Origin of the sequence: Halobacillus salinarum, from assembly GCF_022919095.1 — a bacterium.
GTDB lineage: Bacteria > Bacillota > Bacilli > Bacillales > Halobacillaceae > Halobacillus_B > Halobacillus_B salinarum.
Map to the genome: position 1 here is coordinate 814,833 of NZ_CP095073.1, position 26,572 is coordinate 841,404.

Genomic DNA, 26,572 nt, shown 5'->3' on the forward strand with positions numbered 1-26,572 from the left:
AGCTGGATGGAGGAGAGTCTTCCTCATGCTCTGACAGGCAGCTGTCATCAGCTTTTTCTTTTCCCCGTAAACGGCAAACTTTCTCGACAGCCTGAAAGCAGGTCTCTTGGGTGAGCTTTGCTTTTTCAGCTGAAAAATGGAAAAGGGTGGAGAGGCGGCTGCGATGGATAGAAAAAGAAGTCTTCTATTTGTTTGTCAAATTCCCAGGCTGCGATGGCCGCTGCACAAGCATCCAGGACATGAGTGCTGGACTTATTCAGATTATCAAGACCAGTAAGTCCATAATCACTCATCCACTTAAAGAGCCAAGCTCTGCTTTCTAGGCTTTTCTTATAATCAAGGACATGAAAGAGATTCTGAAGGCCTGCTCTGCCTGCGAATACACAGCCAGGATGTACTTCCAAAACAGTAACGTCTTGTGGACAGACAACTTGTAAACAATGAGCTAAGTGAATGCCTCGGACTGTCAAATAAACCATTCTTGAAAAAGTAGGGGTCATGATTGATCCGCTTTTCATTCCTAAGCCTCGTGCATACTTCCGTAAGGATTTATCCAAGGGACGGTCCCCGCCGCCGTCTTGATAAGATAGCGGTGCATCAATGCCTACAACTGTCTTCTCAGTTTTGCTTATCTCATCTATGTACTTAATAATCTGTTCGTCAGATGCACCGACGAGCGAGTGGTCATACCGTAATTTATTTCCCGACGGAATGAACGAGACGAGCGAAGTATCTTTATGATTCGAAGGACCTGATAAGTCAATACCAATATACTGCACAAAGATTCCTCCTGCCGTTAAAATGAAAAAAAGACCTCTGCCATAAAGGCAGAGGCAAAAGTTTGTATAGGTATAGGATTAGGGGAGGTGCTAATAAACACACAAAATAATTCTTACAATTGCTCAGTAGATAAAGGTTTTGGATAAGCATGTTCAGCACTGTCATGCAGCGCTGGTGCTGCAGCTGAGACTAACAATGCAGCTAAAGCAACTACAGCGAAGAGCTTCTTCATAATAAAATCCCTCCTAAATGAGAATGTTTATTTAACAATTGAATTGCTAACCTAAGGTAAGATGAAGACTTTTTGTACATTCGCTGTTGTTCAAGAAAGTCCACTAATACCATTGAATATCGAATGATATATACGTGTTCTTTCTTTTCTTGGAAGTAAGGAATCACGGTTTGTTCTAAAAAATCTGCTATATCATCGTCTTTCATAATAGCTTTTTTATAAAATAGGTAATGCAATTGATAAACTTTAGAAGGGAAGGAATTTAATTTTTCTTCACCAATACGTATCCATTCCATACAGCCATCCACATCATTAAGTCTATAGTGTTCAATAATTAAACTATGGATGGTAGTAAGGAGATCAAACTGATCAAATGTAGGATCCGTTTCTTTGTTGTAGTCTAAACTCTTTTGATAATTGGTAATAGCTGATTCCCTGTTACCTAAATGAGATTCTAAAGTACCAATATTTATGTAAACGAGACTCAATTGGTTAAGAGCCTGCGTTTGCATGGCAATTTTTCTAGCGAGATGAAAGTTTTCAAAGGCTTTCGCATAGTTCTTTAAGTTACTGTAGTTAATTCCTTGAAGAATGTGGCAGTCTGCACTTTTAGCCAAGTCATAATGGTTTTGATAAATCTCTAATGCATGATCCGCATAAAAGACAGATGCGGATATATGATTAGCTTGACTTGTACTTAAAGCTAACAAATAAAATAAGTCACTTTTTTCCCATGGCTCGATTGTAATAGAAGAACTGTAATTCTTCGCTTCCATAAGAGCTTGAAATGATTCATCAAAGCTGCCTTCATAATACTTAAGCAGCCCGGAGCACAAATGGTAGTAAAAATGCATCTCTTCATCAAAGGTGTCTTTGTGCTGCCGGATATCTTCCCATACCTCATAAGCCTCCTGTACCTCGTTTTCTAAAAGAAGGTGACGGATGCAAAATAGTTTGAAGAAAATATACACATGGTGATTATTCAGCGTTTCCTTTTGCTGGAGCAGCTCTTCCTTCAGCTTATTTGCGTCTTCAGTCCTTTTAAACACAATAGCTTCATACCATTCCTTCAGTTTTTCCTTGGAAGGGTGGTTGAAAGACGCTTCCTGAAAATCAAGACCCAGCCGCTCATATAGAAGTTCAAGCACTTCTAAGGCTGGCACAGTCTGGTCATTTTCTATTTTAGAAAGGTACGCTGGTGAGATAATTCCCTCCGCCAGCTGGTTTTGTGTTAAACCTTGCTTGACGCGGTGGAAACGTAGCACTTTACCATATTCCATTGGCCACACACACCTAGTTGATCAACTATGATTTGTCAGAAGTTTCTTTCTTTCAAATCTATATTCAGATTACACGTTCGTTTAGGATTTTTCAACTAGTTTCCCGGGTTTCCCAAGTCGTCATATTTTCATAACTTAAGGGGTATATTTTACTCCTGACTTTCACAGATTTACTGTCGAAATATTATGATAATATGAAATTGTTGAAAAAATTTGGGAGGGATTTTATGAAGTGGAAATCATTAATGGCATCTGTTGTGTTAGGAACGAGTTTAGTTTCAGGAGGATCTCTTGCTCATGCAGAAAAAAGTGCAGAGAACGTATCGGTCGAAACGCCTCAGTTTGTGAAGGATAACATTAAATCTTCTAAAGTAGTTTCTAAGAAAGCTGTAAAAAAGTTTTTCAAAGATAACAAATCTAAACTGAAGATTAATGCTAACAAAAACTTGAAATTCGTTAAATCGGAAACAGACGATTTAGGCATGACTCACTACACTTATCAGCCTGTTGTGGATAATATTCCTATCGCGAACTCCCGAGTGGTCGTACATACGAATAAAAAAGGAAAGGTCATTTCGATCAATGGGGAATTTCATCAGGATGCCCCAAGAAATTTAAAACAAACGAAGAAAGTGAAGAAGCAGGAAGCCTTGGATATTGCTTGGGATTCCCTGGATGTTTCACGAGAAGAAACGAACACTGTGCAAAAAAGCTTAAGCGGTGAAACGTTTAACACATTAAATGAAAATAATGAACTCGTTGTATATGATAATGATGGCGATTATCAGCTTGCCTACCACGTTGAACTGCAGTTCGCTGATCCATACCCAGCGAACTGGCAAATGTACATTGATGCGGAGACCGGGGAAGTTATTCAAGCGAACAACGTTGCTGAAGAAGCTACAGGCACCGGCGTTGGTGTTCTTGGAGATACGAAATCCCTGAACACTTACCTCTCAGGTGGAACGTATTATCTATATGATACGACTAAGCCGATGAGCGGGGTAATTGAAACCTTTGACAACCAGCACTATGGTTATAGCAACCTGCCCGGTATTTACGTCACCGATTCCGGAAATACCTTCTATAGTGAAAATCAAAAAGCTGCTGTCGATGCCCATTATTATGCTGGGGAAGTATTTGATTTCTATTATGACAACTTCGGACGCGTCAGTTATGATGACCAAGGTTCTTCCATTCGTTCCACTGTTCACTACGGTTCAAACTACAATAATGCAGCTTGGACTGGGAATCAAATGATTTATGGTGATGGCGACGGATCGACCTTTACGTACTTATCTGGAGCGAATGACATCGTCGGACATGAGCTTACCCATGCGGTTACAGAGTCAACTGCAGGACTAGTTTATGAATCCCAGTCAGGCGCTTTAAACGAATCTTTCTCTGATGTATTCGGATACTTTGTTGATCCGGAAGACTGGCTGATGGGTGAAGACGTCTATACTCCAGGTGTTTCCGGGGACGGATTGCGTTCCCTGTCTAATCCGAACGCTTATAACCAGCCTGATCATATGGATGAATATCAGGATCTTCCTGTTACAGAAGAAGGAGACTGGGGAGGAGTTCATACCAACAGCGGTATCCCTAATAAAGCTGCCTATTATACGATTAGTAATTTAGGAATTGAAAAATCCAAAGATATTTACTATCGTGCACTAACTGTATATTTGACCCCGAATAGTGATTTCTCTTACGCTAGACAATCTCTGGAGCAAGCTGCTCAAGACCTTTATGGTTCTTCAGCTGCTAATGCGGTTGGACAAGCATGGGACAATGTCGGAGTCTATTAATCCATACTAAGAGTGAGGCCTTTTTACAGGCCTCATTTTTTTATGCAATCATTGATCTCACAGATTCTCTCCTTTCCCTTTCGTGATTTTACCGCTGATTCTAAGAGTAAATCCCTAGGTTTAAGGGTATAAATGAAATAGCGGTAATAAAATTGCAACCATTATGAAATGGATTTGTTTAAGTGAGAAACGTACAAGGAGGAATGTTGCGTGAGTTATAATGTCGCTCAAAAATTGATCAAAGATCATTTAGTAAAAGGGGAAATGACCCCTGGTTCGGAAATTGGATTGAAAATTGATCAGACCCTGACTCAAGATGCCACTGGTACAATGGTCATGCTGGAGCTTGAAGCTATGGGAATTGAACAAGCGAAGACAGAAGCTTCTGCCCAGTATGTGGACCATAATTTAATTCAGGAAGACAGCAAAAACCCTGATGACCATTTATTTCTGGAAAGTGCAGCGAAACGCTTCGGTCTGCATTTCAGCCGCCCTGGAAACGGTGTCAGCCACCCGGTGCATATGCAGAGGTTAGCTAAGCCGGGGAAAACCCTTCTTGGATCTGACAGTCATACTTGTGCAAACGGGTGTATGGGCATGCTTGCCATTGGTGCAGGTGGTATAGATGTAGCCATGGCCATTGCTGGAGAGCCTTTCTATGTAAAGATGCCTAAAATATGGGGTGTGAAAGTCACTGGCGAATTTCCTGATTGGGTAAGTGCCAAGGATGCAATCTTGGAAATGTTAAGACGGCATGGAGTAAAAGGCGGAGTAAATCATATATTTGAATACTATGGGCCCGGATTGAAAAATTTAACCGCGATGGATCGTCATGTCATTGCAAATATGGGAGCAGAGCTTGGAGCAACAGGGACGGTGTTCCCTTCAGATGATGAAACACGCCGTTTTCTTAAGCTTCAAGGCAGAGAAGAAGACTGGATCGAATTAGTCGCTGATGAAGGTGCAGAGTACGATGAACACGATGAACTAAATTTATCAGAGCTTGAACCAATGATCGCTAAACCATCAAGTCCAGGGAATGTAGTGCCTGTCAGCGAAGTAGAGGGAGAAACCATTTATCAGTCCTATATCGGCTCATCAGCTAATCCCGGCTACCGTGATTTTGCGGTTGCTTCTAAAATTGTGGAAGGGCGCAGTATTGAGAATGGGGTGTCCTTTGACTTAAACCCTACTTCCCGTCAGATGCTGATTGACCTTTCCCAACAGGGCCATATAGCCAATTTCCTTCAGGCTGGAGCGAGGCTGCACCAGGCGGGGTGTAACGGTTGTATAGGAATGGGACAAGCTCCTGCAACCGGACGAAACAGTTTGAGGACAACACCTCGAAACTTTCCGGGACGATCCGGTACAAAAGAAGACAGTGTATTTTTGTGCAGTCCGGAAACGGCTGCCGTCTCCGCGCTGAGCGGTAAAATAACGGATCCACGTAATGCCGGCATTGATTATCCGGAAGTTCATGAAGTGGATGAACCGACAATCGATACACAGCTTCTGGAAAGCCCACTTCCATATGAAGAAGCAAAAGAGGTAGAATTAGTCAAAGGTCCAAACGTAGCTTCTATTCCGAAAATGGATGAACTGCCAAATGATATGGAACTCCCTGTCTTATTAAAAATGGGGGACGACATTTCAACAGACGAAATATTAGCAGGCGGGGCGCGTGTTCTTCCATATCGGAGCAATCTGCCTGAAATTAGTAAATTCACATTTGAAATTGTAGATGAGTCATATTATGACCGGGCGATGGATGTACGTGACCAAGGCGGACACGTGGTCGTTGGCGGTACTAACTACGGTCAAGGCTCGAGCCGGGAACACGCCGCCCTCGCTCCGCGTTTTTTAGGTTTAAAGGTAGCGATAGTTAAAGATTTTGCGCGGATTCATTGGCAAAATCTTGCTAACTTTGGAGTGCTTCCGCTTACTTTTACGGATGAAGCGGATTGGGATGAATTAACACAGAAAGATGTGCTTGTATTCAAAGGGTTAAGAGATCAGATCCGCCAAGGAAATACGGTGGAAGCAGAGATCAAAGGAAAAGGAAAAACGATTAAGTTAGAACATGCTTTATCAGAACGGCAGATTGAAATTATGGAAACCGGCGGACTCATCAACTGGGTAAAGGATCGTCTAAATAGGTAAAGGAAAGAATAGAATAGAGACCTGACAATTTTGTCAGGTCTCTTTTTTGGTATGAAGAGGGACTAAGCCTGCTTCGATTTGTGAACGATCTGCCTCAAGAAATGGAGGAAGGGCTAGGGTTTCTCCGAGATGTTCTTCCTCTTCATCAGCAGCAAAGCCAGGTCCGTCTGTTGCAAGCTCAAATAGAATATGGTTTGGTTCTCTGAAATAAAGGGACTTAAAATAATAACGATCGACAAGTCCAGAGTTTGGAAAGCCTGCATCCTCAATTCGCTTTTTCCATGTGGATAATTCATCTTCATCTTTTACACGAAAGGCTACATGGTGAACGCTGCCACGTCCAGGGCGCTCTCTTTTCAGGTCTGCTCGTTCTTCGACGACTACCTGGGCACCATTTCCTCCTTCAGACGTTTCAAATAAGGTTTGTTGAGGATCTGCATATATTTCATTAAAGCCCATCATCTTTGTTAACACTTCTTTAGTTGGCTCTAGTGCAGCTACCGTTAAGTGAATAGGACCTAACCCAACAATCGCATGTTCTGGTGGAATTGGACTATTAGTTGGCGGAGTTCCGGCGGCTGTTCCTTCTACCCCTTCATCTGAGATCAGCATCAGCCTCTGGCCTTCATGATCTTGAAATGGGAGCGTTTTTCTTCCAAGGTATTCCTTAATCGTCCCGTGTGTAACGTGTAGTTCTTCGAATCGTTTTTTCCAGTAAGTCAAGGAGTCGTTCTGTTTTATGCGTAAGGATGTGGTTGAGATGCTTTGGTTTCCCGGGTAGGTATGTCCGGCCCTGGGGATCTCAAAAAAGGTCAGATCTGTTCCGGGGCTGCCATATTCATCGGCGTAAAATAGATGATACATGGACGGTTCGTCCTGGTTCACTGTCTTTTTAACTAAACGCATCCCGAGGATGTTTGTGTAGAATTCATAGTTTTTCTTTGCATTTGCAGTTAGAGCGGAAACGTGGTGAATGCCGAGTAAATTCATGACATACCTCCTAAGCGGAATAATATCTCGAATTAAAGATAAATCAAATTCTTTATCTTGTCAATTGGTAAAGTTCTCTAGTTATAGGGTCCCCTCTTTTTGAAATGGTAAAAAATAGGCATCTTGACTTTTAGAATAATGAGTGAAGGGAACGTGATCCGATAACCTCCAGGAGAAAGAGTCTGCTACTGTATTAGTGATAACGTCGGCATCAGCGTTTTGCAGAGTCCATGGTTTATGGAAAACCGAACCTTTAACAATTGCTCTGCCTTTAGTAGTAAATAATGCGTAGCGTTCGGTCAGCCATTGCAGCAAAGTGCCGGGCTGAGCAGTTATTAGGGAGGGTTTTACATCAAATTGCGCATGGAATTGTGCAGGCTGGTCCAATTTGTCTATACGTCTGCTTGTATATTGGAAATGAATGCCTGATTGGTCTGTGCTCATAGAAGCATTCGTGTAGGGTAGGTTAAACATGCGACGGGCAAGAAGAACAAGCAAGGGTGGTTAGCGTCGAGGTTAAAAAAATAGACACCAGGTTCTCTGTTGTAAGTTATATAAGTGCGGATATTTATCTCTAACGACTGACGGACGAATGGAAGCGCAGGTAACCCGCGTAATCGATAAGGCTGGATTTGGAAAGGAACAATCCCAATCCACGCCATTCCTTCTTTGACATCTAATTCAAAGCACTCAGGAATGGATGATAGCAGAGACTCAGGGGACTTTCGGCCAATGTAAGAAGAATAGGTCTTTCCAATGCTGTTTTATCATCCAAGATAACACTTCTTCATCTGTACCACCTCTTAAGGTTGGTATTCCGACCTTAAGAAATCCATTCCTACTACAATTACTTTATTTTATTAGTAATTGAACTGCCAAGCGCAGACCTGCGCTCGATTTCTTTAGCTATAAGCTTGATAAATTCCTCATCCAGTTTCATTTCCACCGCCCGCTTATGAGTTTGCAGAAGCAGACGGTTCGACAATTCTTCTATGATGATCACGTCCTTTTGCCCCCTCGTTTACGGCAAGAGTTCTGTAGATGCCGTGGCTGCGCCAATAATGTCTTTTTTTTCGTTATACAACGGCTGCCCGAACACATCATAATGCAACAGTCCGTTGGAATGAGGGAGAGAAATCTTTTTTCGAATCGTTTTCCCACTTTCGATGACTTCTTTTTTTAACCTCATCAAAGCTGTTACTCCATCGCTCTCTGCCAGTTGATCATCCCGTTTTCCGATCACCTTGTTAATATCAAAATCGGGATGGGGGTTGAACATCCACGTATAACGAAGCTCTAAGTCACAATGCGCGACGATGATAGGAGAATTAATTAATGCCAGTTCAAAAGGCTCGCTTATGACGTCTGAAAAAAAGAGGGATGGATTGATTGAAAGGACATTGGCTATTTGGGAAGCTACTGCCATACTGGGGTTTCTCGTGCCGCTTTCTATTTGGGCATAGTAGGCTCGATCAATGTGAGCGGTTTGTGCCACCTGCTGCTGAGTAAGTCGTTTTTCTTTTCTTAGATGAATTAGCCAAGTTCTCATTACGTTCCCACCCAACCTTTTGTCTTAAGTAATAAATTCTTCCTATAAAGGAAATACCCTTGTGGCATTTTGCAACAAATTAGTCCGCCATTTAGGTTTAGTTAGAAAATTCGACATTACATCTGTCAGATAGTAAGCACTGGAGTGATCATCAAGCCATTCGGAAGTGAAAAAACTTAATGTCTGATTTTATCAAAATAAAACGATTTTTCATAATCGCGGACTAAGTTTTCTGTTATGCTAATGCTATATTGATTAAAGCGGAAAAGACTTTATACCTATTTAATTAGAAAGAGTTAGGAGAATGGAAGGGCATGTCCTGGGAAATATTAAACATCATTGCTGTAGCAGCATTTGCTTTTAGTGGATCGATCGTAGCGTTAAATGAAAGGTATGACATATTTGGTACATTTATTCTTGGTATAGCGACACCTTTTGCAGGAGGGATTATTCGTAATATCGCGCTGGGGGTTCCGGTTGTTCACGTATGGGAGCAAGGCTATTTGCTTTATGTGGCTATGGGAACTATTTCTATTGTGTACTTTTTTCCTAAGAGCTGGGTGATGTCGTGGGATCGATGGAATATCTATTTAGATGCCATCGGATTATCGGCTTTTGCACTGCAGGGAGCTTCCTTTGCCATAGGTGCCGATTTTCCTTTAGGGGGAGTATTGTTCTCTTCCATTATAACAGGGGTAGGTGGAGGTGTCGCGAGGGATGTACTCGCCCAGAGAAAGCCGATGGTGCTGCATCAGGAAATTTATGCCGTATGGGCCATGACAGGAGGCTTGGCGGCAGGGATTGGCTTGATAGATATTGGTAATATGTGGCAGACTTACTCTTTGTTTTTCCTTATCATCATGATGAGGGTGTTGTCTTATCACTTAGGATGGCACTTAAGGTTCAGGGACTTATATCGGTTATAAAAAAGAGAGCTTCTGTTAGGAGTCTATTGAAGAACTGCTGAATTTTTGAGTTATGCATAAATAAAGAAGCCGAATTGAATGATAAAATCGTCCAATTCGGCTTCTTTTATACTTTTGATAGTGACCACTGTTGATTCCACGATTAGCGTTCGGTGGTGATGCCCGCGTCAAGACCTCCACCGACAAGCGATTCGTGAGTATCAACGTCAGACTTTAACAGTATATCTAATTTAGTGGCCACGTTGTTAGAGCTCTCTTGTTGTTTCATTTAATATCGAAATAAGTCTCCTGAGAGATAGCGTTCTCCAGTATCCGGCGCAATAACGACTACGACCTCACCCGGTTGTTTTTGCTTAGCGGTTTCTATGCCAGCCCAGCAAGCAGCTCCACATGATGTGCCTAACAACAGACCTTCTTCACGTGCAAGCCTCTGTGTAATATCGTAAGCATCTTCATCGGTTACTTGGAAAATCTGATCATATATATCCTGATTGAGAATGGAAGGGACAAAACCTGGACTAGTCCCCACTAATTTATGCTTCCCTGGTTTCCCACCGGAGAGAACAGGAGATCCAGCTGGCTCAGCTACATGGATGGTCATGTTTTTAAATTGCTTTTTTAACTCTTCACCAGTTCCTGTAATCGTACCTCCAGTGCCTGCAGTGGAAACAAAAGCTGACAAAGGTTTGCCCAGCTCGTCCATAGCCTCAACGATTTCTTTAGCTGTAGTATGTCGATGGGCATCGGGATTTGCTTCATTTTCAAATTGCATCGGCATAAAACTATCTTCGATTTCCTCTACCAACTCTTTGGCTTTAGCAATGGCTCCCGGCATTTTCTCATCACCAGGCGTTAAAAAGATCTCGGCGCCATATGCTTTTAATAAATTTATTCTTTCCTGCGTCATAGTATCAGGCATGACGAGGAGTGCTTTATAGCCTCTAGCTGCAGCATTCATAGCAATTCCAATACCTGTATTTCCACTGGTAGGTTCAATAATCGTAGAACCTTTTTTTAAAAAGCCGTCCTTTTCAGCTTGTACCATCATATTGTAGGCGGCCCGGTCTTTTACACTCCGACTTGGGTTAAACATTTCCAGCTTTAAATAAATATCTGCTCCACCTTCAGGGGCAAGGCGATTTAATTTGACTAAAGGAGTATCTCCGATTAAATCTGCAACATTGTTCACAACTCGCATAAGGTCACTTCCTTTGCATTCATATGCTAAAATTTTAACATAGAGATGTCCCTGATTTCATGCAGCGGGAATTCGTCCAATAAAAAAAAGACACACGGTGTCTTTCGAAATTGTAGATCATAATGAAACGTGGTAAGATGAACAATGGTAATAATAGTTAATAAGAACGATATATTTATCCAGAATATATTGTATAACAAAAAATATTAGTTTGTCAACTAATTTGTCGAGGGGGATGGCAAAGAGATGGATCAAAACTCTGCCGAATGGCTGGACGAACAGAAACGTGTCAATAAAGTAATTACAGTGATTAATAATAAATTAGCTGCTTTTAAAGGAAGCACCAGTTCGTTAAAAGAGGATATTATCGGATTGAGAAAAAATTTCTGGGAGGATGTTACGGTCAATATTGACGAACCAGATGATGTTATTGAAACCTACGCTAGTATTAAGCAGCAGGCAGAGCTCTTGTCAGAGCGTGAGCGGAGCCATGGACAATTTTATAAAACTTCAAAGCTGCTGCAGCGTCTGAAGTCTTCTCCGTACTTTGGCAGGTTTGACTTTTCCGAAGAAGAAGGGCCTGAGGAATCGTTCTATATAGGAATTGGTTCACTTATGGATGAAAATGATGAGGACTTTTTAATCTATGATTGGCGGGCTCCTGTTGCCAGTCTTTATTATGATTATTCACCTGGTCATGTATCGTACAGAACTCCAGAGGAGGAGATTTCTGGAGAAATGACGTTAAAGAGACAATACGTCATTCGCGAGGGGAACATGGAAGGAATGTTTAATACAGGGATCACAATTGGTGATTCCTTGCTTCAGAAGATTCTGGGTTCTCAGGCGACTACTTATATGAAGAGTATCGTAGCAACGATCCAAAGAGAACAAAATTCCATCATCCGGTTTGAGAAGGGGAGCATGCTTATCGTGCAGGGCGTCGCCGGAAGCGGGAAAACTTCGGTAGCGATGCAGAGAATTGCTTACTTATTGTATCGCCACCGTAACCAAATCAACGCAGACCAAATCTTGTTGTTTTCACCAAATCAAATGTTTTCTACTTACGTGTCTTCCGTCCTTCCAGAACTTGGGGAAGAAAATATGCAGCAGTCAACGTTTCACGAATACGTTAAAAAGAGATTAGATCATGAATTTACCGTGGAGACCCCCTTTGAACAATTGGAGGATAAACTTGTGTCACGGAAGAAAGAAGGAGTTTCAACAGAGGAAATGATGATTCAATTTAAATCCGGCAGAGAATTTAAGCGGCTGATTGACGATTACTTGAGTGCTCTCTCTCATACAGGGATGCTGTTTCGTAATATTAAATTCCGGGGGCAGACTTTGATTACATCAAAAGAGATCACTACTTACTTTTATCAGTTGGATTCCTCGCTGGCCCTTCCTAATCGAGTAGAACTAGTGAAAGAGTGGCTGCTCCATCACTTGCAGAAAGTAGAAAAAGAGGAAGTGGAAAAAGATTGGGCAGAAGAAGAAGCTGCCTTGCTGCGAAGAGAAGATTATATGGAAGCCTATGAATCGATTCAGAAAAAACAATTTCATGGCGAAGAAACGTTTGACGATACCGTTCAGGAAGAACGGTTTCTAAGAGCTCTTGTTGTAGAAAGAAAACTTGCCCCTCTCCGCAGGCAGATCAAACGATTGAGGTTTGTTCATTTGCGCAAAATTTACAGACAGTTATTTGATGAATCAATTAAAAATTATGAGGTCCCTACGGAGTGGGAGGCTATACGTCAAAGCTCTAAAGAGAATTTAAACCAAAAATATTTACCTGTCGAAGATCAAACTCCATATTTATATTTGCAGGACCGCATAGAAGGAAGGAAAGTAAACGCATCCATAAAGTATGTGTTTATGGATGAAGCCCAAGACTACACCTGGTTCCAATTTCACTATATCCAATCCATGTTTCCGTATGCCCAGTTCACATTGTTAGGGGATTACCACCAATCCATTTTTGCCCATAATTATGGTGAAGATACAATTCTGTCTCCTGAGCTGCATGAAGAGCCTCCAGAACTTTTTGAGTTAATGAGAAGCTACCGGTCAACAAAGCAGATTGTAGAGTTTGCGAAAGAAATGGTGGATGATGGCGATAAAATTGAAGCTTTTAATCGTCAAGGGCATTTACCGGAAGTCCATTACACTCACACTGAAAAAGAGCATATGCAAGCGTTAAGAATATGTGCCAAGAGGCGGCTTAACGAAGGTTATCAGACAGTGGCGATCTTGTGCAAAACAATAGAAGAATGCCGGCAGGTTTATAATGATATCGGCAGGGAATTACAGGCTTCCTTAATTTATAAGGAAACTCAGCCCTTTCAAGAAGGATTAGTTATATTGCCTATCTATTTAGCAAAAGGGATCGAATTTGAAAGCGTGCTTGTATTTGATGCTTCGGATAATAACTTTAACCGTAAGGAAGACCGCTTCTTGCTGTATACAGCCTGTACACGGGCTATGCACGTGCTTGATATTTTTTGTAAAGGCAGAATGAGTCCATTTCTAAGGACTATTTCTGAAGATTTATATATAAAGAAAACAGCTGTCCAATTATAGGACAGCTGTTTTTATTCATTCCACACAAGCTTTTCAGCGAATTTAAATGAATCGTTGGGAACAGAGATCCGAAATGCGAGTTGGTCAGATTTTAAATTAAAGCGTTCCACGCGGACATTAAACCGGCTGGCTGTTTTCATCTTTGTCACCGCAACATATATGTTTTCATCATTCGGATTTACAATGACCCAGTCGGGAAGTTTGTAATTATCTTTTACAAATTCCAGAACCTTTTTATTTGGCAGGGGAAGCTTTCCAAGTGAAATGCTTTCCTGCTCCAAAATGATGTCACCATTTTCCTGAACCACAGGGTTGAGTTCCACCTTAATGGGTATCTTCTGATCGAACGCTTTAATATTCCCGATGAGTGTAACATTTCGATCAAGAGAAATAGAATATTCAAAGCCTGTTTGCTCAGACAGTTCACCTAAATATTCATTAGCCAGCTGCTCTAAATTTTCTTTTGTTGATACAATCGTAAATTCCGATTCTTCGTTTTCTTTTGATTTATCTACATTTACGATTGTATAGGAAGTAGGGAGAAAAACCATAGCCAGCAGGGCAAGGATAATTCCTACATTGACAATCGCCAGAATCCAGAATGAGGTTCGCCATTTGTTTTTTTTGAAAAATTGTTTCATCGTATCAATCCACCTGTGTGTTATTGCTTTATTTCCGGTTTAATATAGTCTAGTACGCGTTCGGCTATCTTTTTGTAGCCTTTTTCATTCGGGTGAAAGTGATCCTCTTGCCATAATAGCTCTTCTTCCGAACCTGTAAAAATCCCTTTAATTGGAATGAATGTAACATTATCTTGATTCTTAACGACTTCTTTGCTGATTCGGTTGTAGTCGCTCATAATCCGGCTCAGCTCAGGGATGCTCTTGAAGTAAGAGTTAAATGGATTATAAAGGCCAAGCAAATAAATGGAGGCGTCAGGATTTTTAGTGTGAATCTGATCGAAAATTTGTTTCAGGCGCTGTTTGTAGCCGGCTTGAGCATTTACAAACTCCTGATAATTCAAGTTGCGAAAGTTCGATTTCACTACTTTCATTACATCATTGGCACCGATTGTAATAAGAACGATATCCGCATCATTCAGCGAAGAAGATATCTCATCCTGCTTCATTCTTTCCAATAATTGATCTGTCCGGTTTCCGCGTTTTCCGTAATTCGCAATGGTTATATCCTCAGCTTCTTCATTGCTGTTAATCGATTTTTCTAAAATTCCTACATAACCGCCGTTATTTGTTCCATCTCCGACTCCCTGGGTAAGAGAGTCGCCGATCGCAACGATCTTAATATCATCCTGTACAAATAATGTTTTCGCTCCCGCAATAACACTGTTGAATACTTCTCGAATCCCATCTCCAAGGTTTGAATCGTTGTTTTCAGCACTCTCCGCTGCCTGCTTCTCATCAGGACTCTTTTTTTCTTTCTCTTGATCCTTGTCTTTCTGTTGCTGGGCATTTTTTTCTTGGTGTTGTGGAGCAGTTGATTGACCACTATCTTCTTCGAAATTACCATTCCCCATATAGAACAGGCTGATAATACCAAAAATTAAGAGGCACATAAAAACCGCTATCATCCAAAGAAATTTTCTCATTTTTATCACAACCTATTGGATGTAGTAAAATTAAATTTACAATGTATAGTATGATGAAATCAATGATTTCGAAAATAAAAGGCTTATCCTTAATTATAACATTTTATTTCATACTATAGACATACGCATTTCAGGCAGACAACCTGGGGGTAAAAGCATCAATGAGTGGAAAGAGGTGGAAAACTTGGAAAACCAAATAAGTATTTCCGTACGTGAACTGGTGGAATATGTTTATCGGGGAGGCAGTATTGACTCACGGTTCCGCTCTAATACGTCGTTAACTGAAGGAACAGCCATTCACCAGGCAGTTCAAAAAGAGTATAAAGAAGGGGAAGAAAAAGAAGTTCATCTGGAGTATATCTATTCCTATGAGGAGATCAGCTTGAGAATTCATGGAAGAAGCGACGGAGTTCTGCAATTAAACGACCGTCCGGTGATCGATGAAATAAAATCAACGTCCCTCCCATTAGAAGAAATTACGGAAGCAAGCTTTCCGGTTTACTGGGCTCAGGCTAAGGGGTATGCTTTTATCTACCTTATGCAGCAAGAGCTGGAAGAAATACACGTCCAGCTTACTTACGTGCAAAAGCAGTCTAAAGAAAAGAAGCGGTTTAAAGTAGTATTTTCTAAAGAAGAATTAGTTGATTTTATGGAATCTACAGTAAAAGAGTATGTATCTTATGCAAAAATATTGCTTCATATAAAAGAACAAAAAGAAAAAAGTATTCCTGATTTAAACTTTCCTTTTCCTGATTACCGAAAAGGACAGCGGAAACTCGCTGGAAGCGTATACCGGACTATTGAAGAAAAGCGGACGTTATATGCCCAGGCCCCTACAGGAATCGGGAAAACGATTTCCACATTATTTCCAGCTATTAAAGCAATGGACAATAATAAATATGAGCGGCTTTTTTATTTAACAGCTAAAACAGTGACAAGAGCAACGGCGGAGGAAGCGTTAAACAGGCTGGAGGACGAAGGACTTGCCTTAAGATCAGTAACATTGACCGCTAAGGATAAGATTTGTTTTCAAGAGGAAGTTCTTTGCCAGCCTGACTATTGTCCGTTTGCTGATGGGTATTATGACAGGATCAATGAGGCGGTTGTTGATATTATAGTCAACGAAACACAGTTGACAAGAAGTGTGATTGAACAATATGCAAGAAAGCACATAGTTTGCCCTTTTGAATTTTCACTCGACTTGACTGACGTGGTCGATGTAATTATTGGAGATTATAACTATGTTTTTGATCCAAGAGTTTCCTTAAAAAGGCTGCTTCCTGAGCACAAAAAGAAAACAGTGCTGCTCGTTGATGAATCCCATAATCTCGTTGAAAGAGCAAGAGAAATGTATTCAGCTAGTATTACTTCCAATGACTATGAGGTTATTGAACAAGAGTGGTCCGATAAAGCTGATACGTTAGTCAAAGCTGCTAAAGCAATAGCCAGAGACTTAACTTTCCTGATTCCTGATACAGAAGGCAAAACGGATTTCACACTGGAAGCAATCCCGGGTGCTCTGGAAGAAAACCTGGAACGGTTTATTGATTATGCAGAATTGGAGCTGAAAGAGGAAGCGGTGGAAGAAAGATCTGAATTTTTGCTGGATCTCTATTTCACTACGCAGAATTTTATAAAAATCCTTCAGCTCGTAGATCATCATTATGTATTTACTGGGAACAGGCAGACTGGGAATATGACTCTGAAATTATTTTGTATCGATCCTTCCCACGTCCTGAACCAAATAACAAAATCCTTTCGTTCAAGTATCTTCTTTTCTGCTACTCTTTCTCCTTTCAGCTATTATAAAGACCTGCTGGGAGGAACGAAAGAAGATTATATTTTAAAGCTGCCTTCTCCATACAGCCGGAGTCAGGTAGATGTCATCGTGAGACCTCTTTCTACAAGGTATAAAAATCGAGAGCATACAGCTGAACATTTAGCAGACGCTCTTTACCAGCAAGCGATTCAGCATCCAGGTAATCACTTGTTCTTCTTTCCATCGTATCAATATATGAGCTTAGTTTATCATTGGTTTATCCAAAAGTATGAGCTGCAGGCAGCTTTACAGGAGCAGGGGATGGATGAAGCGAGAAGAGAGGATTTTCTTGATCAATTTGTTGAAGGAGGAAGGCTGGTAGGTTTTGCAGTGCTCGGAGGTGTGTTTTCGGAAGGAGTTGATTTACGCGGGGACCGCTTGAATGGAGTCGCTGTCATCGGAATTGGACTTGCTCCTAGAAGCTATGAAAAAGAACTTATAAAGAACTATTTTTCTGATCGAAATAAAAATGGGTACGATTATGCCTACGTATTTCCAGGAATGAATAAAGTCCTTCAAGCGGGAGGAAGATTAATTCGATCTGAAACAGACCATGGGTCGATCCAGTTGATTGATGATCGTTTTCTAACACGGAAATATTTAAATCTTTTCCCGGAAGATTGGGGAAATTATCGAATACTCAGGTAATTTATTTCCCGGGTAATAGATTACGACAAAAGTTGTAGGATGAACCCAACGAAAAGAGCAGAAGAAAATACAGAATAATGGTCATGTGGTTACGCTTCCCTTTTCTTATACTGAAATCAATCATAAAAAAGGGAGAGATAATCATGACGAAAAACATAATGATTACTGGAGCTTCAAAGGGATTAGGAAGAGCCTTGGCTCTTGGTTTTGCCGCAAAGGGAAATCGCTTGGCGATATGCGCGAGAGGAAAGGAAGAATTAGAGCAGACCAAGGATGCGATTATTAACGTTGGCGCAGAGGCCATTGCGGTCCAGGCTGATGCCGCTAATAAACAGGATGTGGAAAGGTTCGTTTCTATTGTTGAAAAAAAGTGGGGAAATATTGATGTGCTTATTAACAATGCATCTGTTTTTGGGCCAGGGCCAGAATATTTGATTGATTACGATGCCGATTCATTTCAGGAAGTCGTCCGTGTGAATGTAATGAACCCTTTTCTCGTTACAAAGCGTGTATTGCCAGGAATGATGACGAGGAAACAAGGGTCGGTTATTAACATTACTTCGGAAGCGGGACATACGGGTTTTGCTGAATGGGGGGCATATGGGATATCGAAATTTGCTGTCGAAGGAATGACTCAAACTTGGGCGGAGGAATTAAAGCCTTATCATATTAGAATGAATATGGTTGACCCAGGTGAAATGGATACAGCTATGCACCGCCGTGCAGTACCTGATTGTGACTATCCTTTAGCACATCCTGAGGAACGATTGGATATTTTCTTTTACTTGACTTCAGAGGCATCTAAATATCTAACAGGCGAACGATTTGAAGCGGCCGCCTTTGCAGCTGAGGAAGGAGTCTCCAATGAATAAAGCAGCGGCTTTTCATGTACCTGAATCCTTGCATGCTTCCAGTCCTGCCGAAAGGAACGGTGCTTCACGTAATGATGTCCGGATGATGGTTTTAGATCGCTTTAGTGGGTCTGTAAAACACGAGCGGTTCAACTTGCTGCAAAAGTATTTGAGGAAAGGGGATGTCCTTGTCCTTAATCAGTCCAGAACAATTCCGGCACAGTTGAAAGGAATTGTGAATGGAGAGCAGGCAGTAATCCGGCTTGCCCGGCAGAAAAACAGGGAGGAATGGGAGGCTTTGCTGCTCGGAGAGCCTGTTCCCCCAGGGGCGTCATTGAGTTCGCTGAAGGAGTTAAGGCAAGAGTGAAGGGAACGGGGAGTGAACCTCCATTACAAACGCTGGAGTTTGATTTGAGAGGCAGTGAGTTTTACGAATTCCTTTATACCCATGGAACGCCGGTTTACTATGAATATATTAAAGAGCCATGGCCGCTGGAGGATTACCAGACGCTGTATAGTTCTTCCCCGGGCTCTGTAGAAATGACCTCTGCCGGGAGGGCATTTACATGGAAAATGTTAACATCACTGGCTGAAAAAGGGATAGAGATCGCATTCATCACACTGCACACTTCGCTTAGTTATTATGCCAACGACAAATGGCCGAATCCTTCCTGCCATCCAGAAGCCTACTCTATTCCTTCAGTAACAAAAGAAGGGATTCAGCAGGCTAAACGAGAAGGAAGGCGAGTGATCGCTGTAGGAACGACTGTAGTCAGAGCTCTGGAAACAGCAGCCGATAAGCAAGGAATGATAACTCGTCTCGAAGACACTTCTTCGCTTTATGTTGATGAGAACCATACGTTAGCGGTTGTTGATGGCTTATTAACTGGCTTTCATGAACCGGAAGCCAGTCATTTGGATCTGCTGAAAGCCTTTATTAAAGAACCTCTTCTAATGAATGCTTACCGCCAAGCGATTGAACAGGGGTACAAATGGCATGAATTTGGAGATGTTAATTTAATAGTGGAGAAAGAATATGGAGATGTCTAGGTGGCATCATGTAGGCATTGAAGTTGAAAACCTGTTATATTCGAAAGCCTTTTACACGGAAATGTTAGGGTTTGAGTGTGTGAAAGAACGGTATTACAAAGGAGAACATCTCGTATTCCTGCAAAAAGAAGGGTTGATGATAGAGCTTGTGAAGACTCATAACGATCAAAGCAAGTCCAGCTCGGTCCATTTTGCTATTGAAGTAGATTCAATAGAGGAATGGCGGCTTTTTTTTCAAGATTCCGGGATGGTTCCATTAGAAGAGCCGAATCAATTAGAGGATTTTCATTCTATTTTTTATCATGGCCCGTCTGGGGAACAAATAGAGCTTGTAGAAAAAGTAAATGACTATTGAAGCCAGCCTCCCTTTTCTGGGAGGCTTTTTTTGTTTAGGGAGATCATTTTGTTGATTACCGCTGTTTTAATGAACCACCTAAACGCTGTATCGAAAGTAATAAGCTGACGGAAAAATTTTCTCTAGTCTATTTTTTAGGAATTATTTTTATAATTTTCAAAAAAATAGTTTAAATATCTTGAATTTAAGGTATCCATATAATGGGTTTTCATATTATTAAGAGAGGTGACCTATGGAAAAACAAAAAGTAAAAAACCGCTGGCTGATTGCTTTATGTGCTGTAGGAATACATATTTCTATTGGTTCAGTCTATGCATGGAGTAATTTTACAAATCCTCTGATTGATAAGTTTGGCTGGAATTCACAGCAGGTTCAATTTACTTTTAGTTTAGCAATTTTATTTTTAGGACTAGCGGCGGCATTTTTAGGTTGGTATGTGGAAAAATATGGTCCGCGGGTTGCGGGGATTACAGCTGCCGTATTATTTGGAATCGGGGTATTCGGCTCAGGTTTTGCTGTTCATTTAGGTTCCTTGTGGGGGTTATATTTTTTCTATGGGGTCTTAGGAGGTATGGGGATCGGTGTAGGTTACATTGCTCCCGTTTCCACACTTGTCAAATGGTTTCCTGACCGGCGGGGTCTGGCAACCGGGATGGCGATCATGGGGTTTGGATTTGCTGCGGCCATCGCAAGTCCAATTATGGACATCATTATTAACTCGTTAGGGATTGCAGCTACCTTTTATATTCTGGGAATCAGTTATTTTGTGATTATGCTGCTTTCATCCTTGTACCTGTCGAAGCCCCCGGCCGATTGGTCCCCGGAAGGGTATCATCCAGAAGAGGGAAAACAAGACACTAAAAAGAGGGATCTGGCCAATCTAAAAGCCACGGAAGCATTGAAAACGATTCGCTTCTACTATTTATGGCTGATGCTGTTCATCAATGTGACGTGCGGCATTGCTGTTATTTCAGCAGCCAAGCCTCTCGCGCAGAACAGCGTAGGACTGAGTACGAGTGCAGCCGCTACACTCGTGGGGATCATGGGTCTGTTTAATGGTATTGGAAGAATTGGCTGGGCGAGTGCTTCTGATTACATTGGCAGATCAACGACCTATTTAACCTTTTTCGTGCTGCAGATTATTTTGTTTGCTGTCCTTCCACTCACCAGTTCGGTCGTGCTTTTCAGTTTGTTTTTCGGCATCATTTATACGTGCTACGGCGGTGGTTTTTCAACCATACCGGCCTTTATTGGAGACCTGTTTGGAACGAAGGAATTAGGGGCCATTCATGGGTATATATTGACAGCGTGGGCTGCCGCGGGCTTAGCAGGTCCGCAGTTTGCAGCATTTATGAATGATACGACAGGGAGCTACTCAAGCAGCCTCATCTTTTTTGCCGGCTTTTTCGTGGTTGCCTTGATCATCTCTATCTTGACTAAAGTGGATATTCGTAAAAAACAAGAAGAAATCAGGAAAACGAAGGCTAGTTAAAGACTAAGGACCAGTGTACCTGGTCCTTATCTATTTACAGCCATTCAAATATATTTGTACAAAATTCTTTGACGTGGGATCGGTTGTTGAATGAAATACCGTACACGTCAAAGATGAGCTCGTCCATGATGTCTGCGCGCAGACGGTCATTGTATGTCGGGTCTTTTCTTTTTTCATTTACGAGCGAAGAAGAGAGAGCTGCGATTTTTTGTTTTTTATTTGGCTCTGGTTCAATGTAGGGAAGTTTCTTAATATAGCCGGCTGTGATCATGTTTGTACGGTTGAGCACTTTTCTAAGCAGGTACTTTGTCAGACTGCTGTTTAACAGTCCAAGAATATAATATAAGTCTTCCTGATTCTCTGTGAATAAGTTGGCGTTTACCCCAAACAAGCTTCCCGGTGGAAGATACGCAGCAGAGAATTCTATTCCCATAGAAGAACAAGTAATTCCTTCTTTATAGAAATAAGCAGGATTTCTTACAGTAAATTGAGAATGTTGTTCCGCTTCTTTTCTCCAATTTTTATGAATGTAGTACTTTGGACGGTAATACCAGGCATCCTTTACTCCTCCATTTTTATAAAAAGGAATCCAGTCTTTATCCTCGCTGCTGATCTCTTCCGGTTTGCTGAGGAAATGACGGTCGTTCCCAGTCGATACCCCCGTTCCTCCTTTAACCACGCTTCCCAAAGATGTATATCCATTTTGAAAAAGGTTAAGGATTTCAGAAGGAACATTGACAGCATAGTTAAAACCAGGAAGGTTTTGAAACGTTTTCTGCTCAAGAATCTGCATTCTTCCCGCAGGAGGGGCATGATAATGCTCGCTGAACTGCCGGTCGATTAACTTCATACCCTGTTCAGCATCTACTTCAGAAGGCGGTTTTTTAACGAGTGTAAGTATGGCTGTTCTAACATCCGCTTTTCTTTTATGGAACAGTCTTCTTGGAGCGAGAATGATCTCTTTTATTTCGGTATGGGTAAGTAAGTACTCTCTAAATTGTTTATAGTACACATTTGTAAGGAAAGAATCTTGTACAATCATGGATAAGACGCCGTAGTCTTTCAGCATTTGAAGTCCTTTGTAAATGAATAAGACGTATAAGTTAGGAATGCCTACTTCCTTAAACTGCTGAGTTAAAAAGCGTTTATTTTCTTTAAAATAGACACTTTCCCTTTTTGATTTATAGGGGGGATTTCCAATGATGGCATCGAATTTTTGAGTGCTTTCTATTTTCAGGAAATCCTGATTCGCAAAGTGGATTTCCGGCATAGGGGTGGAAATGCTGGAATCTACGTCATAAGCATAAAGATGCTCAGGATGAATCCCTTGATTGAGTAATTCCTTAATAAAGATGCCGTCCCCTGTGGAAGGGTCCAGAATTCCAGTCATGTCCCTGCCTTTATTTAAGTGAGATAAAGCGCTTTCAACCATATAGCGGACGGTTGGCAGGGGAGTATCAAATTGGCCTAAAGCTCTTTTCTGTGAAATCATACCTATTACCTCGTCGTTTTTAATTCAATAATACTAAATTACAGGAAATAAGTCACATTTATTAGTTAAAAAGTATTGTATCTTTTTATTTATTATTATGGAAAACTATGGAGGCTGAAGCATGTATAAAGTATTGCCATTTTTATTATTATTTATTACGGCCTGTACACCTGTTCCAGAAGAGGAAAGCGAACCCTCCAACCAGACATCTGAGGAAGAACAGGCTGTTCCAGTGCTTACTCATTTAAAATCTCCCTGGGATATTGAAGTGAAAAATGGTGTTTTTTACATGACAGAACGGAATGGAGCGATCGTCGAGTGGACAGAAGGGGAAGAGAAGAAACGGCATGAAGTTCAAACAACTGAACCAATCAGTCAAATTGGTGAAGGTGGATTATTAGGCTTTAAGCTTCTGCCGGATTTTAAAGAAAATAAAGCAGCATTGGCTTATCACACGTATAAGAAAGAAGATACGCTCTACAATCGATTGATTATTGTGAGATTAGAAGATGAAGTCTGGAAGGAAACAGGGGCGCTCTTAGAAGGAATCCCGGGGCTCAATTTCATAATGGCGGCCGGGTTGAACTGGGTCCGGACAAAAAAATATATGTGACAACGGGCGATTCTTTAAATAAGCCGCTAGCTCAGGATAAGCAATCGTTAGCTGGAAAAATTCTCCGCTTAAATATAGACGGGAGTGTACCTGAAGATAATCCGTATCCCGGGTCGTATGTTTTTAGTTACGGTCACAGAAATCCTCAAGGGTTAGCCTGGAATGACGATGGAACGCTCTTTGCTTCAGAACATGGGTCTGACCAGCATGATGAAATAAACATTATTTCTAAAGGATCCAACTACGGCTGGCCGGAGATCAGGGGGAAGAAGAAAAGGAAGGAATGGTGACTCCTTTATACGAAACGGGGAAGACCACTTGGGCACCTTCTGGTATAGTCGTTTACAAAGGAAAGTTATACATTGCGGCTCTTCGTGGAGAGGCTGTGCAAAGACTTTCCTTTTCAGGAGAGAATCCGGAAACCATCGTGAGTCATTACGGCAGAATTAGAGACGTGGAAATCGTAGAAGGTGAGCTTTATCTGATTACGAACAATACCGATGGGAGAGGAAATCCTGATCAAGAGGATGATCAGTTGCTGAAATTACCTTCCAATTAAAGCGGCAAAGGGGTCGTATTTGGATTGTCTTAGCGGTTGAGATATGATAGAAAAGAATGATTAAAGAAGGAGTGCTCATATGGAACATAGACTTCATCATTTTTCTACTTATTTAAATGAAAATCATGTGGATGTTGCCTTTTTAAATTCTCCCGAGAATGTATTTTACCTTTCGGGATTTCTGACAGACCCCCATGAACGCCTGCTGGGACTTCTTGTGTTTCCTGAAGCGGATCCAATCGCAGTTTTGCCTGCCATGGAACAAGGACAGCTCAGGGATGCAGGTTGGACGTACGGGATTATTGGGTATGAGGATCATGAAAACCCTTGGGAACTTATACAGGAACAATTACCTCAGCATGGGATTAAAGATGTCCAAACAGCCGGGATTGAAAAGCAGGTTCTTTCATATGGAAGAAGTGAATCTCTGCTTGGGATGTTTCCAGGCGTAAATGTTGTGGATGTTGAAGATAAGCTGAACGAAATGCGAGTGATCAAAGATGAAAGTGAAATTGCTATCATCCGTGAAGCAGCTGAGCTGGCGGACTATGGTGTCCAAGTAGGGATAGAGAATCTCAAGGAGGGCATTAGTGAAACCGAAGTCATTGCGGCTATAGAGTATGAATTGAAGAAAAAAGGTGTAACGGCCATGTCCTTTTCTACAATGGCTCTCTTCGGTGAAAAGTCAGGGCAGCCTCATGGCAATCCTGGAGATCGAAAGCTGAAGGCGGGAGACTTTGTTTTATTTGATTTAGGTGTGGTATGGAAAGGATATACCTCGGATATTACACGGACGTTTGTTTTTAAATCCGTATCGAAAGAACAGCAAGTCATTTATGATAAAGTGAAAGAGGCGATGGACGCTGCGCTTGCGCTGAGCAAGCCGGGGACACGCATCGGCGATCTCGACCAGACAGCTCGTAACATCATTCAGGAAGCAGGCTTTGGTGACAAGTTTCCACACAGGCTTGGCCATGGACTAGGAATAAATGTACATGAATTTCCTTCTATGAGTCATTTAAATGATGACATTTTACAACAAGGGATGACCTTTACCATTGAACCGGGAATCTATGATCCAAATATCGGCGGCGTCCGGATTGAAGATGACGTACTTATTACTGAAAACGGCTGCGAAACATTGACAAAAACTCCGAAAACGTTACGTATCGTTGAATAATAAATTTAGAAGTAAAACCAGCTTGCAAAGACATTTGTTGATGTCTTTGCAGGCTTTTTTTATGCGCCTTGTAATCAATTCATACGACATAGAACATAGTTGGACCTTGGCAAATGAACTAATAAGTTCAGGATTAGGGCTGCTAAGCCTCTGGTCTTACTGGAAAATATAGCTCAGGCTCATTACCGAAGAAAAGAATTCCCGATAAGATAGAGACAAGAAATCAACAAGGAGGGATTAACTCGATGAAAAAGTTTTTATTGTTTATCGCAGGATTGATTGCTCTTGGAATCCTTCTTGCGAATTTAGGCCCGATGGTGCTTTTAGGAGCAAGCGTATGGCTGCTGTATATTGTGTTTAAGAAATTCCTCGGTTCAGATTCAACAGCAGGGAAAATCGGCTGGGTTGTACTAGGTTTAATCATCTTGAGCTTTGCCGTTTCCAATGTGTATTCCGTTGTCGGACTCGCTGCAGCTTATGTGCTGTACCTGATCTATAAAAAATGGAGTTCGAAGAAAGAGGACACTTCTGGGGCTGTGAAAAGTAACGACCCCTTTACTAATTTTGAAAAACAGTGGGCAGAATTAAATAAATAATAAAAGGAGAGATCTTGAATGGCCAATTTATTTACTCGTCTTAAAGACACAATTTCTGCAGATCTTCACGATGCATTAGATCAAAAGGAAGAACGTAATCCAATTGCTTTGTTAAACCAATATTTACGCGAAAGCGAAAAAGAAACCGAAAAAGTACGCAGGCTTGTCGAGCGTCAATATCGGTTGAAGGATGAATTCTCCCGGGAGTATCAAAAGGCTCTTGATATGGCGGAAAAACGGAAACGGCAGGCAGAAATCGCAAACAGGGCTGAGGAACAGTCCATGTATGAATTCGCCAGCAGGGAGCATGAAGAATATGCAGCCCGCGCCCAGAGGTTAAAAGCTTCCAGAGAAGATGCCGTTGAACAGCTGGAAACGCTGGAAAGAAAATATGAGGAAATGAAACATAAGTTAAAGGACATGCACTTAAAAAGAATGGAGCTCATGGGCAGGGAGAATATTGCCAGAGCTCATCATAGAATGAATCAAGTGATTGAGGATTCGGCAGACAAGCCTTATTCCAGATTTTCAGAAATGGACCGTTATATCGAAGATCTCGAATACAAAGTCAACAGCGCGTATTACCGCAGTACCTTTGATAGTAAAATGGCCAACCTGGAAAAGGAATTGGAGCAGAAAGAGGAAGTTAACAGCTAAATTAAAATCATGATATGATAAAAGGCGCAGGATCCTGCGCCTTTTTTAAAAATGGCCAGAGACTTTCCAAGAGATCGACCGTTAAAGAATTTGAGCGGCTTTAGAGTAAACCGGTGGTTACTGGTTTCTTAATAAGCTTTTCAAA

The 26,572-nt window shown here is 41.4% G+C and carries 23 protein-coding genes and 2 pseudogenes; 15 read left to right on the plus strand and 10 right to left on the minus strand.

Going from position 1 to position 26,572, the window contains the following annotated elements; translation table 11 throughout:
• Nucleotides 1-125: 125 nt before the first annotated feature.
• Both MUN89_RS04345 and MUN89_RS04350 read right to left on the minus strand, forming a co-directional pair.
• A complete protein-coding gene (locus tag MUN89_RS04345) occupies nucleotides 126-779 on the minus strand; it encodes a DUF429 domain-containing protein (RefSeq protein WP_244711714.1) in 654 nt (217 codons plus the stop codon).
• A gap of 229 nt (nucleotides 780-1,008) precedes the next feature.
• The gene (locus MUN89_RS04350) at nucleotides 1,009-2,292 is read right to left on the minus strand and encodes a helix-turn-helix domain-containing protein (protein WP_244711716.1); all 1,284 of its coding nucleotides are present in this window, start codon (nucleotides 2,290-2,292) and stop codon (nucleotides 1,009-1,011) included.
• 227 nt (nucleotides 2,293-2,519) lie between these two features.
• On the opposite strand from MUN89_RS04350, the gene MUN89_RS04355 reads away from it, so the two are divergent.
• On the plus strand, nucleotides 2,520-4,103 hold the full coding sequence (locus MUN89_RS04355) for a M4 family metallopeptidase (protein ID WP_244711718.1): 1,584 nt from the start codon (nucleotides 2,520-2,522) through the stop codon (nucleotides 4,101-4,103).
• Nucleotides 4,104-4,313: 210 nt separating this feature from the next.
• Nucleotides 4,314-6,263: an aconitate hydratase gene (locus tag MUN89_RS04360; RefSeq protein ID WP_244711720.1), complete on the plus strand. Its 1,950-nt coding sequence runs from the start codon at nucleotides 4,314-4,316 to the stop codon at nucleotides 6,261-6,263.
• Nucleotides 6,264-6,296: 33 nt separating this feature from the next.
• Here the strand turns inward: MUN89_RS04360 and MUN89_RS04365 are convergent, their stop codons facing one another.
• From MUN89_RS04365 to MUN89_RS04380, 4 genes and pseudogenes are all read right to left on the minus strand, one after another.
• Complete coding sequence (locus MUN89_RS04365) at nucleotides 6,297-7,253, minus strand: ring-cleaving dioxygenase (protein WP_244711722.1); 957 nt, start codon at nucleotides 7,251-7,253, stop codon at nucleotides 6,297-6,299.
• A gap of 81 nt (nucleotides 7,254-7,334) precedes the next feature.
• Nucleotides 7,335-7,915, minus strand: a pseudogene (locus MUN89_RS04370) (YqjF family protein).
• A 185-nt stretch (nucleotides 7,916-8,100) separates the two neighbouring features.
• Complete coding sequence (sda, locus tag MUN89_RS04375; RefSeq protein WP_396266078.1) at nucleotides 8,101-8,256, minus strand: sporulation histidine kinase inhibitor Sda; 156 nt, start codon at nucleotides 8,254-8,256, stop codon at nucleotides 8,101-8,103.
• Between the two features lie 18 nt (nucleotides 8,257-8,274).
• Nucleotides 8,275-8,802, minus strand: coding sequence for a helix-turn-helix domain-containing protein (locus tag MUN89_RS04380; protein WP_244711726.1), 528 nt, complete (start codon nucleotides 8,800-8,802; stop codon nucleotides 8,275-8,277).
• A gap of 314 nt (nucleotides 8,803-9,116) precedes the next feature.
• On the opposite strand from MUN89_RS04380, the gene MUN89_RS04385 reads away from it, so the two are divergent.
• Nucleotides 9,117-9,728 carry a trimeric intracellular cation channel family protein gene (locus MUN89_RS04385; RefSeq protein WP_244711728.1) on the plus strand — a complete coding sequence of 204 codons (612 nt, stop codon included), beginning with the start codon at nucleotides 9,117-9,119 and terminating at the stop codon, nucleotides 9,726-9,728.
• A gap of 268 nt (nucleotides 9,729-9,996) precedes the next feature.
• On the opposite strand, the gene cysK is transcribed toward MUN89_RS04385, so the two are convergent.
• Nucleotides 9,997-10,926 carry a cysteine synthase A gene (gene cysK / locus MUN89_RS04390; RefSeq protein WP_244711730.1) on the minus strand — a complete coding sequence of 310 codons (930 nt, stop codon included), beginning with the start codon at nucleotides 10,924-10,926 and terminating at the stop codon, nucleotides 9,997-9,999.
• A 246-nt stretch (nucleotides 10,927-11,172) separates the two neighbouring features.
• Between cysK and helD the strand changes: the two genes are divergently transcribed.
• The gene (helD, locus tag MUN89_RS04395) at nucleotides 11,173-13,509 is read left to right on the plus strand and encodes an RNA polymerase recycling motor HelD (RefSeq protein WP_244711731.1); all 2,337 of its coding nucleotides are present in this window, start codon (nucleotides 11,173-11,175) and stop codon (nucleotides 13,507-13,509) included.
• A gap of 11 nt (nucleotides 13,510-13,520) precedes the next feature.
• On the opposite strand, the gene MUN89_RS04400 is transcribed toward helD, so the two are convergent.
• Nucleotides 13,521-14,150 carry a YpmS family protein gene (locus MUN89_RS04400; protein WP_244711733.1) on the minus strand — a complete coding sequence of 210 codons (630 nt, stop codon included), beginning with the start codon at nucleotides 14,148-14,150 and terminating at the stop codon, nucleotides 13,521-13,523.
• Between the two features lie 20 nt (nucleotides 14,151-14,170).
• The gene (locus tag MUN89_RS04405; protein WP_244711735.1) at nucleotides 14,171-15,115 is read right to left on the minus strand and encodes an SGNH/GDSL hydrolase family protein; all 945 of its coding nucleotides are present in this window, start codon (nucleotides 15,113-15,115) and stop codon (nucleotides 14,171-14,173) included.
• A 184-nt stretch (nucleotides 15,116-15,299) separates the two neighbouring features.
• Here MUN89_RS04405 and MUN89_RS04410 point away from each other — a divergent pair, with 184 nt between their 5' ends.
• From MUN89_RS04410 to MUN89_RS04430, 5 genes and pseudogenes are all read left to right on the plus strand, one after another.
• Complete coding sequence (locus tag MUN89_RS04410; protein WP_244711737.1) at nucleotides 15,300-17,582, plus strand: ATP-dependent DNA helicase; 2,283 nt, start codon at nucleotides 15,300-15,302, stop codon at nucleotides 17,580-17,582.
• A gap of 143 nt (nucleotides 17,583-17,725) precedes the next feature.
• The gene (locus MUN89_RS04415; RefSeq protein ID WP_244711739.1) at nucleotides 17,726-18,454 is read left to right on the plus strand and encodes an SDR family NAD(P)-dependent oxidoreductase; all 729 of its coding nucleotides are present in this window, start codon (nucleotides 17,726-17,728) and stop codon (nucleotides 18,452-18,454) included.
• Nucleotides 18,447-19,483, plus strand: a pseudogene (locus tag MUN89_RS04420) (S-adenosylmethionine:tRNA ribosyltransferase-isomerase). The gene MUN89_RS04415 and the pseudogene MUN89_RS04420 overlap by 8 nt, the downstream one beginning before the upstream one ends.
• Nucleotides 19,476-19,838 (plus strand): VOC family protein, encoded by a 363-nt coding sequence (locus MUN89_RS04425; RefSeq protein ID WP_244711741.1) that lies wholly within the window; start codon nucleotides 19,476-19,478, stop codon nucleotides 19,836-19,838. The pseudogene MUN89_RS04420 and the gene MUN89_RS04425 overlap by 8 nt, the downstream one beginning before the upstream one ends.
• A gap of 232 nt (nucleotides 19,839-20,070) precedes the next feature.
• Nucleotides 20,071-21,330, plus strand: a complete 1,260-nt coding sequence (locus tag MUN89_RS04430; protein WP_244711742.1) for an L-lactate MFS transporter — start codon at nucleotides 20,071-20,073, stop codon at nucleotides 21,328-21,330.
• Nucleotides 21,331-21,364: 34 nt separating this feature from the next.
• Here MUN89_RS04430 and MUN89_RS04435 read toward each other — a convergent pair whose 3' ends face one another.
• A complete protein-coding gene (locus tag MUN89_RS04435; RefSeq protein ID WP_244711744.1) occupies nucleotides 21,365-22,822 on the minus strand; it encodes an Eco57I restriction-modification methylase domain-containing protein in 1,458 nt (485 codons plus the stop codon).
• 121 nt (nucleotides 22,823-22,943) lie between these two features.
• On the opposite strand from MUN89_RS04435, the gene MUN89_RS21955 reads away from it, so the two are divergent.
• The 6 genes from MUN89_RS21955 to MUN89_RS04455 all read left to right on the plus strand — a co-directional run bounded on the left by MUN89_RS21955 (nucleotide 22,944) and on the right by MUN89_RS04455 (nucleotide 26,427).
• Nucleotides 22,944-23,435 carry a PQQ-dependent sugar dehydrogenase gene (locus MUN89_RS21955; protein WP_318036117.1) on the plus strand — a complete coding sequence of 164 codons (492 nt, stop codon included), beginning with the start codon at nucleotides 22,944-22,946 and terminating at the stop codon, nucleotides 23,433-23,435.
• Nucleotides 23,426-23,725 (plus strand): PQQ-dependent sugar dehydrogenase, encoded by a 300-nt coding sequence (locus tag MUN89_RS21960; protein ID WP_318036135.1) that lies wholly within the window; start codon nucleotides 23,426-23,428, stop codon nucleotides 23,723-23,725. Before MUN89_RS21955 ends, MUN89_RS21960 begins: the two co-directional genes overlap by 10 nt.
• Nucleotides 23,719-23,994 carry a PQQ-dependent sugar dehydrogenase gene (locus tag MUN89_RS21965; RefSeq protein ID WP_318036118.1) on the plus strand — a complete coding sequence of 92 codons (276 nt, stop codon included), beginning with the start codon at nucleotides 23,719-23,721 and terminating at the stop codon, nucleotides 23,992-23,994. Before MUN89_RS21960 ends, MUN89_RS21965 begins: the two co-directional genes overlap by 7 nt.
• A gap of 79 nt (nucleotides 23,995-24,073) precedes the next feature.
• A complete protein-coding gene (locus MUN89_RS04445) occupies nucleotides 24,074-25,174 on the plus strand; it encodes a M24 family metallopeptidase (RefSeq protein WP_244711746.1) in 1,101 nt (366 codons plus the stop codon).
• Between the two features lie 245 nt (nucleotides 25,175-25,419).
• Complete coding sequence (locus MUN89_RS04450; protein ID WP_244711748.1) at nucleotides 25,420-25,770, plus strand: lmo0954 family membrane protein; 351 nt, start codon at nucleotides 25,420-25,422, stop codon at nucleotides 25,768-25,770.
• An 18-nt stretch (nucleotides 25,771-25,788) separates the two neighbouring features.
• Nucleotides 25,789-26,427, plus strand: a complete 639-nt coding sequence (locus MUN89_RS04455; RefSeq protein WP_244711750.1) for a PspA/IM30 family protein — start codon at nucleotides 25,789-25,791, stop codon at nucleotides 26,425-26,427.
• Nucleotides 26,428-26,572: the final 145 nt, after the last annotated feature.